Source organism: Streptomyces sp. NPDC020597 (assembly GCF_044335095.1).
Classification (GTDB): domain Bacteria; phylum Actinomycetota; class Actinomycetes; order Streptomycetales; family Streptomycetaceae; genus Streptomyces.
Window position 1 is genome coordinate 64,729 of the sequence record NZ_JBIRUL010000036.1, and the last position, 9,847, is coordinate 74,575.

Here is a 9,847-nt window from a genome sequence, read left to right on the forward strand (position 1 = left end):
CGTCCGACTGTTGGTGTGCTCCTCGAGCGGTGGGGACAGCATGACCCGGTCCGGGAGCCTTTCTCGGCACCCGGCCGGGTTCTCTGGGGAAACCCTTGGAAATCATGAGCCCGCCGCCATTCACGCAGGCCGGAGCAACGGCCGGTCGGACGGACCGGATGTGGCGGTGCCCCGAACGTCCGCTGTCTGTACGGAAGTTCGGGGCACGGGCTGCTCAGAGGTACGGCGGCGGGGCTCCCCGGGCGAGCACGGTGTGCAGGACCGCGAAGGCGTCCTGAAGAGCCGTCAGGGCGTCGGGGATACGCCAGGCGGCGCGGTCGCGCGGGCCGACGGGGTTGGAGACGGTGCGCAGTTCCAGCAGCGGGACGCCGTGGACGGCGGCGGCCTCGGCGACGCCGAAGCCCTCCATCGCCTCGGCCGCGGCTCCGTGGCGTTGCCGTAGGCAACGGGCGCGTTCCGCGGTACCGGTGACGGTGGAGACGGTCAGGACGGGGGCGTGGACGGCGCCGAGGGCTCTGGCGACGGCCGCGGAGAGATGGGGTGCGCAGGTGTGCTCGGAGGTTCCGAAGCCGAGGCGGTCCACGGAGAGGAATCCGTCGGGGGTCTCGCAGCCGAGGTCGGCGGCGATGACGCGGTCGGCGACGACGACGGCGCCGACGTCGGCGACCGGCGCGAAGCCCCCCGCGATGCCCGTCGAGACGACCAGGTCGTACCGGTCGCCCCGGACGGCCGCCGCGGTGAGTGCCGCGTCGGTCGCCCCTGCCGCGGCGGCGGGACCCACGCCCCCTGCCGTCAGGTCGACGACCAGCTGCCGGTGCCGGACGGAACCCTGCCCCGCCGCCGTGCGGTCGGCCGGCACGGACGAGGCGTCCCCGGTGCAGTGGATCCGGAGCATCTCGCGGCCCGGCAGGGCGCCGCACCCGACCGCCGGGGCAGGGCCCAGACCTCTCGCGACGGCGTCGCGTTCGGCTCGTACCGCGGTGACGACGAGGAGACGTACGGCGGTCATGACGAGAGCTGGACGTGCCCGTGATCGCCTATGACGAGGCGGTGGGTGGCAGGCAGTCCGGGGGCGACGGCGACCTTGACGTTGCGGCCGATGAGGGAGGCTGCCACACGCCGGATCCGGTCGAAGGACGACTCCCGCAGCACGATCGAGTACTCGATCTCGCTGTGGGAGATGCGGCAGTTCTCCGCGACCGACGTGGAGGGGCCGACGTAGGAGTCGCTGACGACGCTGCCGGCGCCGATGATGACGGGCCCGACGATGCGGGAGCGCCGGACCTCGGCGCCCGCCTCGATCCGGACGCGTCCGATGATCTCGCTCTCGTCGTCGACGTAGCCGTTGACACAGGGCTGGAGGCGTTCGAGGAGGGTGCGGTTCACCTCCAGCATGTCGGTGACGTTGCCGGTGTCCTTCCAGTAGCCGGTGATGACCGTGGAGCGGACCTCCATGCCCTGGTCGATCATCCACTGGAGTGCGTCGGTGATCTCCAGCTCGCCGCGGGGGGACGGCTCCACGGCCCGCACCGCTTCGTGGACGGCCGCCGTGAAGAGGTACACGCCGGCGACGGCCAGGTCGCTGCGCGGCTTGCGCGGTTTCTCCTCGAGCACGAGGACGTTGCCGTTGTCGTCCGTGACCGCCACGCCGAAGGCCGTGGGATCGCTCACCCGGGTGAGCAGCACCTGGGCGTCGCGTGGGTCCTTGCGGAACTCCTCGACGACGTCGGTGATGCCGTCGAGCACGAAGTTGTCGCCGAGGTACATGACGAAGTCGTCGTCGCCGAGGAAGGATTCGGCGACGAGCACCGCGTGGGCGAGTCCGAGGGGTTCGCTCTGCGGGATGTAGGTGACGGTCAGGCCGAAGGCGGAGCCGTCACCGACGGCCGCCTCGATTTCCGGGGCGGTGCTGCCGACGATGACGCCGACGTCGGTGATGCCCGCGGCGGCGATGGATTCGAGACCGTAGAAGAGGATCGGTTTGTTGGCGACCGGGACCAATTGCTTGCTGGACGTGTGGGTGATCGGTCGCAGTCGTGAACCTGATCCCCCCGCGAGCACGAGAGCCTTCACTGTTCCATCCAGGTGACGGGTGAGAGGTGGTGGGTGGGAGACGGTGGGTGAGAGACGGTGGCCGTTGCGGCCCGGACGCCGTGTCCGGGCCGCAACGAGGCCGGTCGGCTCAGACCTCGTCGAGGTCGCCCTCGAGGAAGGCGCGCAGTTCGTCGTCGGAGACCTCGTCCGCGGCCTGCCCCGGCGCCGACGGCACGGGGCCGACGGCGGTTCCGGCGGCCGCGTCGTCGAGTCGGGCCAGCAGACCGCTGAGCCTGCTGCGCAGCCGCTCCTGGACGGCGGTGTCCAGGACGGACGCGGTGAACTGGGCTTCCAGGGCGTCGAGACGGTCGAGGACGGGGGAGGCGGCGGGCTGCGCCTCCTGGGTGACGCGTTCCAGGAGGTACGCGGCGAGCCGTTGCGGCGTCGGGTAGTCGAACATGAGGGTCGCGGGCAGTCGTGCTCCCGCGAGGGCGCCGATGCGGTTGCGCAGTTCGACGGCGGTCAGCGAGTTGAACCCGCTGTCCAGGAAGCCTCCTTCCGGGTCGATGGAGTCGGCGCTGTCATACCCGATGACCAGGGCCGCCTGGGCGAGTACGGCGTCCAGCACGACGGCGTGCCGGGCGTCCGGGGCGAGCCCGGCGAGGCGGGTGCGCAGCTCGCCCTGCGCGGGCGCAGCCGACGCGGCTGCGGCTGGTGCGGCGCGGTGCCGGGTGTGGGCGGGGACGAGGTCGCGCACCAGGTCCGGCACCGATCCGTCGGAGGCCCGCAGCGCGGCCGGGTCGAGGTCGACGGGCGCGTGGTACGGATCCCGGGAGCGCAGCGCCGCGTCGAGCAGGGCGAGTGCGTGACCGGTCTCCATGGGCCGCAGACCGCTGCGGGCGATGCGGCGCATGTCCGCTTCGCCGAGCTTGCCGGTCATGCCGCTGCGTTCGGCCCACAGACCCCAGGCGAGGGACTGCACACGGCGGCCGGCGGCGGCGCGGCGGGCGGCGAAGGCGTCGAGGAAGGCGTTGGCCGCCGAGTAGTTGCCCTGACCGACGCCGCCGAGGGTTCCGGCGATCGAGGAGAACAGCACGAGCGTGGCACCGGTGTCGCGGGTGAGTTCCTCCAGCAGGACGCTCGCGTCGGCCTTGGCCCGCAGCACCGTGTCGACGCGTTCGGGAGTGAGCGACTGCACGATGCCGTCGTCGAGGACGCCCGCTGTGTGGACGACGGCGCTGAGCGGCCGGTCCGCGGGGATGTCGCCGAGCAGGGCGGTGAGGGCGTCGCGATCGGCGACGTCGCAGGCCGCGACGGTGACGCGGGCGCCGTGGCCGCTGAGCTCCTCGTGGAGTTCGGCCATGCCCTCGGCAGCCGGGCCGCGCCGTCCGGCCAGCACCAGGGAGCGCACGCCGTGGGCGGTGACCAGGTGGCGGGCGATCTCCCGTCCCAGGACGCCGCCGGCTCCGGTGACCAGGACGGTGCCGTGCGCGAAGGCCGCGTCCGCCGTCTCGGCGGGCGGCGCCGCCTGGGTGAGGCGGGGTGTGAGCGCGGAGCCCTCGCGCAGGGCGATCTCGCTCTCGTCCGAGGCGAGCGCGGCGGGCAGCTGTGCCAGCGAGGCCGTGGTGCCGTCGTGGTCGATCAGGGCGAAGCGGCCCGGGTTCTCGGCGCGCGCCGCGCGGACCAGCCCCCAGACGGCCGCCTGGGCCGGATCGGTGCGGGGCGCGTCCTCGGATCCGGTGGTGACGGCGTTGCGGGTCAGCACCACCAGCCGGGAGGCCGCCAGGCCGTCCTGTGCCAGCCAGTCGGTGAGCAGGCTCAGCGCGTGGGAGGTGGCACGTCGCGTGGCGGCGGCGAGGTCGGCGTCCGCGTCGGACCGGGTGTCGGGCATCGCCGCCAGGACCGTCGCGGGCACGGCTGTGCCCGTGGCCGCGTACAGCGCGGCGGGGTCCGGGTGCCGGACGGCGGCGCCGAACGCCGGTGCGTCGGGCGGCAGCACGCTGCCGACGAGGTGCGGCGTGCCGACGGGCGCCGTGCCGGTGCCGGCGGGCGTCCAGCGGATCCGGTGCAGTGCGCCGCGCCCCGGAGCGGACGGCAGGGCGCTGGTGTCCACGGGGCGCAGGGTGAGCCCGTCGATGTCGGCGACCCGGTGTCCCCCGCCGTCGAGGATGCCCACCCGGTAGGTGTGCTCGCCGACGGGAGTGAGACGCACGCGCAGCGCGGTGGCGCCGGCGGAGTGCGGGACGACGTCGGAGAAGGCGAACGGCAGGACGGTGCCGGTGCCTGCGGCGGGAGCCAGGGCCACCGTGTGCAGGGCGGCGTCCAGCAGGGCGGGGTGGACGCGGAACCGTTCGGCGCCCTGCAGGTGTTCGCCTTCCTCGGGGGCGATCTCGGCGTACACGTCGTCGCCGTCGCGCCAGGCCGCGCGCAGTCCGCGGAACGCGGGGCCGTAGGCGAAGCCGCCGGCGGCGATGCGTTCGTACAGGCCGCTGACGTCCACCGGAGTGGCGGACGCCGGCGGCCAGGCGGCCGGCAGAGGTGCGGGAGCGGCGGCCGACGGCGTGTCGGTGAGGGTGCCGTCGGCGTGCCGCGTCCAGGCGGTGCCGGTGGCGGGTCGGGAGTGCACCGAGAGGGCGCGGTCGCCGTTGCCGTCGGGCGCCGCGACGGACACCTGGAGCTGGACGCTGCCGCTCTCGGGGAGCACGAGCGGCGTCTGGAGGGTGAGGTCGCCGATCCGGGCGGCGCCGACGTGTCCGCACGCCTCCATGGCGAGGTCGAGGAACGCGGTGCCGGGGAAGAGGATGCGGCCGTCCAGGGCGTGGTCGGCGAGCCAGGGCCTGTCGTTCACGGAGACGGTTCCCGTCAGCACGACGCCCGAGCCGTCGGCGAGGGCGACAGCGCCGGTGAGCAGCGGATGGCGTACGGGGTCCAGGTCCGTGCGGGTGCTGTCGGGGCCGGTCGCCTCGAGCCAGTAGCGGCGCCGCTGGAAGGGGTAGGTGGGCAGGTCGGTGCGGACGGCCCCCGAGGGGGTGAACCAGACGTCCCAGTCGACGCGGTGGCCGTGGGTGTGCAGCCGGGCGAGCGCGCTGGTCAGCGAGGCGTCTTCCTCCTCGTCGCGCCGCAGTGTCGGCACCAGTGCGGCGACGCCGTCGACGCAGTCTCCGGCGAGCGCGGTCAGCACACCGCCCGGGCCGATCTCGACGTAGGTGGTGACGCCCTGTTCCTCCAGGGTGCGAACGCCGTCGTGGAAGCGGACTGCGTCACGCACCTGGCGGACCCAGTAGGCGCCGTCCATCGGCTCGTCGGCGGTGACGGGGCGGCCGGTGACCGTGGAGACCACCGGCAGGACGGGGGCGGCGTGACCGACGAGTGCCGTGTGTGCGGCGAACTCGTCGAGCATGTCGTTCATGTGGTGGGAGTGGAAGGCGTGGCCGACCTGCAGACGGTGTGTCTTGCGGCCACGGCCGGCCAGTTCGGCCGCCACCGCGGCGACGGCTTCCTCGTCGCCGGACAGGACGGTGGCGAGCGGGCTGTTGACCGCCGCGACGCAGACCCTGCCCTCGTGGGCGGCGAGCAGCGGTGCCACCTCCTCCTCGCCGGCCTGGACGGAGATCATGACGCCGCCCGTCGGCAGGTTCCCCATGAGTCTTCCGCGCACGGCGACGAGCCGGCACGCGTCCTCCAGGGTGAGAACTCCCGTCACGTGGGCCGCGGCGATCTCGCCGACCGAGTGGCCGAGCACCGCGTCGGGCCGTACGTCCAGGCTCTCCAGCAGGCGGTACAGGGCGACCTGGACGGCGAAGAGTCCTGCCTGGGTGTAGTCGGTGCGGTCCAGGAGCGCCGCCTCGGGACTGCCCGCTTCGGCGAACAGGACGTCACGCAGGGGGAGTTCGAGTTCGGCGTCGAGGTGGGCGCAGGCCTCGTCGAGGGCGTCGGCGAAGATCTCGTGCCGCTCGTACAGGACTCGTCCGGTGGCCGCCTGCTGACTGCCCTGTCCGGAGAAGAGGAAGGCCACCTTGCCCCCGCGGGCCCGGCCGGTGGCCAGCAGCGGGTGCTCGCGGCCCTCGGCGAGGCAGGTGAGCGCGTCGACGAGTGCGGCGGTGTCGCCGGTGGCGACGGCCGCGCGGTCGTCGTGGTGGGCGCGTGTGGTGGCCAGGGACAGCGCCAGGTCGGCCGGAGCGCTGTCCGGGCGGGCGGCGATGTGGGCGAGGAGACGGCGGGCCTGGGCGCGCAGGGCGGCGTCGCCACGGGCCGACAGCAGCCACGGCAGGGTGCGGGGGGCGCTGTCGGCCGGGCGGGACTGCACCGGGGCGAAGGCCTCGGGTTCCTGGATGATCACGTGTGCGTTGGTGCCGGAGACCCCGAACGACGAGACACCCGCGCGGCGCGGGGTGTCGCCGGGGACCCAGTCGCGCTCTTCCTGCAGCAGGCGCACGGCGCCGGACGACCAGTCGATGTACGGGGACGGCTGTTCGGCGTGCAGGGTGCGCGGCAGGACGCGGTGACGCATCGCCATCACCATCTTGATGATGCCCGCGACGCCCGAAGCGGCCTGCGTGTGGCCGATGTTGGACTTCAGCGCCCCGAGCCACAGCGGCCGTTCCGCAGGCCGGTCCTGACCGTAGACGGCCAGCAGCGCCTGCGCCTCGATGGGGTCGCCGAGGGTGGTTCCGGTGCCGTGCGCCTCGACGGCGTCGACGTCCTGCGGGGAGAGCCCGGCGGAGGCCAGTGCCTGGCGGATGACCCGCTGCTGGGCGGGTCCGCTGGGCGCGGTGAGGCCGTTGGAGGCGCCGTCCTGGTTGACGGCGGTGCCGGCGACGGTGGCGAGCACGGGGTGGCCGCCCCGGCGGGCGTCCGACAGACGCTCCAGCAGGAGGAGGCCGACGCCCTCGGCCCAGCCCGCGCCGTCTGCCTGGGCGGCGAACGGCTTGCAGCGGCCGTCCGGCGAGAGGGCGCGCTGCCTGCTGAACTCGACGAAGGTGTCCGGGGTGGAGATCACGGTGACGCCGCCGGCGAGGGCGAGTTCGCATTCCCCGGACCGCAGGGCCTGCACCGCCAGATGCAGGGCGACCAGGGAGGACGAGCAGGCGGTGTCGACGGTGACGGCCGGCCCTTCCAGGCCGAAGGTGTAGGCGATGCGTCCCGAGGCGACGCTGCCGGCGCTGCCGGTGGCCAGGTAGCCCTCCAGCTCCTCGGGGGCCTTGTGGGCACGGCGGGCGTAGTCGTTGTAGTTGGAGCCGACGAAGACGCCCGCGCGGGCGCCGCGGATGCGGTCGGGATCGATCCCGGCGCGTTCGAACGCCTCCCAGGACGTCTCCAGCAGCAGCCGGTGCTGCGGGTCGATGGCCACGGCTTCGCGGGGCGCGATCCCGAAGAACGCGGGGTCGAAGCGGTCGGCGTCGTGCAGGAAGCCGCCGTGCCGGGCGTACGAGTGACCGATGCTGTCGGGGTCGGGATCGTAGAGGTTCTCGACGTCCCAGCCGCGGTCGGCGGGGAACGGCGTGATGGCGTCGCCGCCGTCGGCGACCAGCTGCCACAGATCCTCCGGCGAGACGACACCGCCGGGGAAGCGGCAGCTCATGCCGACGATGACGACCGGGTCGTCGTCGACGGCCGCCGTCGGCAGTGCGGGCAGCGACTCGGCGGCCGCCTCCGTGCCGAACAGTTCTCCGTCCAGGTAGGCGGCGAGGGCTCCTGCGGAGGGATGGTCGAAGGCGAGCGTGACCGGCAGACGCAGCCCGGTGGCCTCCACGAACCGGTTGCGCAGTTCGACGGCGGTGAGCGAGTCGAAGCCGACGTCCCGGAAGGCACACCCGTCGGGGACCGCGCCGGGATCGGCATGGCCGAGGACGGCGGAGGCCTGGGCGCGGACCTCGGTCACCAGCTCGGCACGGCGCTCCGCCGGGGCCAGGCCCGCGAGGCGCTGGACGAGCGGCGGCCCGTCGACGGAGCCGGCCTTCTTCTCGCCGCTCTCCGTGGACAGCGGCGCCCGGGCCTCGGGAAGCTCGCGCAGCGCGGCGAACGCTCGGGCGGTGATCAGCTTCCAGTCGACGTCGGCGACGATCAGGAACTCCTCGTCCTGTTCCAGCGCCTTCTGCAGGGAGGCGATGGCCAGTTCGGGGTCCATCGGGGGCACGCCGTCCCGGCGCAGCCGCTCGGCGACCTCCTCCCCGACCATGCCGCCGCCCGCCCACGTTCCCCAGCCGATGGAGGTGGCGGGCAGTCCTTCCGCCCTGCGGCCTGCGGCCAGGGCGTCGAGGAAGGCGTTGGCCGCGGCGTAACTGCCCTGTCCGGGACCGCCGAGTGTGCCTGCCATCGACGAGAACAGCACGAACGCGTCGAGGTCGAGATGGCGGGTGGCGGCGTCGAGGGCGAGCGCCGCATCGGCCTTGGGGCGCAGGACGTCATGGGCGCGCTGCGGGGTGAGCGCGTCGATGAGGCCGTCGTCGATGATGCCGGCGGTGTGCACCACTGCCGTGAGGGCGCCGCCGCCGGGCAGGTCGTCGACCAGTCGCCGCACCGCGTCGGCGTCGGCGACGTCGCAGGCGACGACGGTGGCCGACGTGCCCGACTCGGCGAGCTCGGCGACGAGTTCGTCGGCGCCCGACGCGTCGGGGCCGCGCCGGGAGGCAAGTACGAGGTGTTCGGCGCCACCGCGTGCGAGCCAGCGGGCGACGTGCCGGCCGAGCCCGCCGGTTCCGCCGGTCACCAGGACGGTGCCGGACGGCTGCCAACTGCCCTCCGGCCGCGGCCCGTCACCGGCGCGCACCAGCCGCCGGGCGAAGAGTCCGGAAGCGCGTACCGCGAGATGGTCCTCTTCGAGCGTGCCGGACAGCGCTCCAATCAGCCGGCGCGCCGCACGGCCGTCGAGCGTGCCGGGCAGGTCGACGAGCCCGCCCCAGCGCTGCGGGTACTCCAGGGCGGCGATACGGCCGAGACCCCAGGTCATGGCCTGCAGAGGGCTGGTCAGACGGTCGCTGCGGCTCACGGAGACCGCGCCACGCGTGGCACACCACACCGGGGCGTCCAGGCGGACGTCTCCGAGCACCTGAAGCAGGGTCGTGGTCAGGACCAGGCCGGTGGGCAGCACGCCCTCCGCCGACCAGGGGGACTCGTCCAGCGCGAGCAGCGACAGCACGCCACCGACCTCGACGCCGTCGACCCGGGCGCGTACGAGGTCGGCCATGCGGTCACGTTCGGCGTCCGGACCGCCCACGACGAGAACACGGGCCTCGGCGGACCTGTCGCCGATCGCGGCGCAAACATCCCTCACGAGGGGGTCGTCCTCATGTCCGGCCGGTACGACGAGCAGCCACGTGTTCGCCAACTCGTGGGCGCGTGCGGGCTGTTCGGTGCGGGGCCGCCAAGCGACCCGGTATCGCCAGCCGTCGAGGGTGGAGTGGTGGAGCCGGTCCCGTCGCCAGGACGACAGGGCGGGCACCACCTCGGCGAGTGAGCGCACGTCGTCGAGTCCGAGGCTGTCAGCCAGGGTATCGAGATCATGGCTGTCCACGCTGGCCCAGAACCCGTCGTCGAGAAGGCTCATCCCGCCGAACGTCCCGCCGGCGTCAACGGTCTGCCGGGTGGCCGGTTCCAGCCAGTAGTGGCTGCGCTGGAACGCATACGTCGGCAACTCCACCCGACACGGCGACAACCCCTCGAACACCGGCCCCCAGTCAACCCCCACACCCCCCGCCCACGCCTCACCCAACGACAGATAGAACCGCTCCAGACCACCCTCACCCCGACGCAACGACCCCACCACCACCGCATCCCCACCCACAGCCTCGACCGTCTCACCGATCGGCACCGT

General features: G+C 73.7%; 3 protein-coding genes. All 3 read right to left on the reverse strand.

From position 1 onward, the window contains the following. Positions 1-214: 214 nt before the first annotated feature. Positions 215-1,009, reverse strand: a complete 795-nt coding sequence (locus ACH4ZA_RS35730) for a futalosine hydrolase (protein WP_398433310.1) — start codon at positions 1,007-1,009, stop codon at positions 215-217. Further along, positions 1,006-2,073 carry a glucose-1-phosphate thymidylyltransferase gene (locus ACH4ZA_RS35735; RefSeq protein ID WP_398433311.1) on the reverse strand — a complete coding sequence of 356 codons (1,068 nt, stop codon included), beginning with the start codon at positions 2,071-2,073 and terminating at the stop codon, positions 1,006-1,008. Before ACH4ZA_RS35735 ends, ACH4ZA_RS35730 begins: the two co-directional genes overlap by 4 nt. 109 nt (positions 2,074-2,182) lie before the next feature. Beyond that, positions 2,183-9,673, reverse strand: a complete 7,491-nt coding sequence (locus tag ACH4ZA_RS35740) for an SDR family NAD(P)-dependent oxidoreductase (protein WP_398433312.1) — start codon at positions 9,671-9,673, stop codon at positions 2,183-2,185. Positions 9,674-9,847: the final 174 nt, after the last annotated feature.

Excerpts from the sequence above, each read along its gene's own strand:
- ACH4ZA_RS35730 (WP_398433310.1), bottom strand. The coding sequence starts at position 1,009 with ATGACCGCCGTACGTCTCCTCGTCGTCACCGCGGTACGAGCCGAACGC.